Source organism: Psychrobacter maritimus, assembly GCF_904846345.1.
Lineage (GTDB): Bacteria > Pseudomonadota > Gammaproteobacteria > Pseudomonadales > Moraxellaceae > Psychrobacter > Psychrobacter maritimus.
On the sequence record NZ_CAJHAJ010000026.1, the window covers coordinates 1 to 633 of the forward strand.

Consider the following 633-nt stretch of genomic DNA (forward strand, 5'->3'; position numbering starts at 1 on the left):
TCTAGGATACCTAGTAGTTCTACTACGGCTGGTTGGCCATATTTGCCTTCGTCGCCTTTAAGGGCTTGGGTGGCTGAACCTTTTACGATTGGGGTGTCATCACCTGGGAAGTCGTAGTCGTTAAGAAGTTCACGAACTTCCATTTCTACTAGCTCAAGCAATTCTTCGTCATCAACAAGGTCACATTTGTTCATGAAGACGATGATGTACGGTACGCCAACCTGACGTGAAAGCAGGATGTGCTCACGGGTTTGTGGCATTGGGCCGTCAGTTGCTGATACAACTAGGATTGCGCCGTCCATTTGAGCGGCACCGGTGATCATGTTTTTAACATAATCGGCGTGACCTGGGCAATCGACGTGTGCGTAGTGACGTGATGGGGTGTCATATTCTACGTGTGAGGTGTTGATGGTGATGCCACGTGCTTTTTCTTCTGGTGCTGAGTCAATAGACGCGTAGTCTTTGGCTTCGCCACCAGAGGTGATTGCTGCTACGGTTGCGATAGCGGCGGTTAGGGTTGTTTTACCGTGGTCAACGTGTCCGATGGTACCGACGTTGACGTGTGGCTTGCTGCGTTCAAACTTGGCCTTTGCCATGGGTATTTCCTCTGTTTTTTGGGGACAGTGCTTTTTT

General features: G+C 49.8%; 1 protein-coding gene. It reads right to left on the reverse strand.

What is annotated here, in order from left to right:
* A partial coding sequence (locus tag JMX50_RS13145; RefSeq protein WP_201630062.1) for a GTP-binding protein occupies window positions 1–596 on the reverse strand: 596 nt, incomplete at its 3' end.
* Between the last annotated feature and the right edge of the window lie 37 nt (window positions 597–633).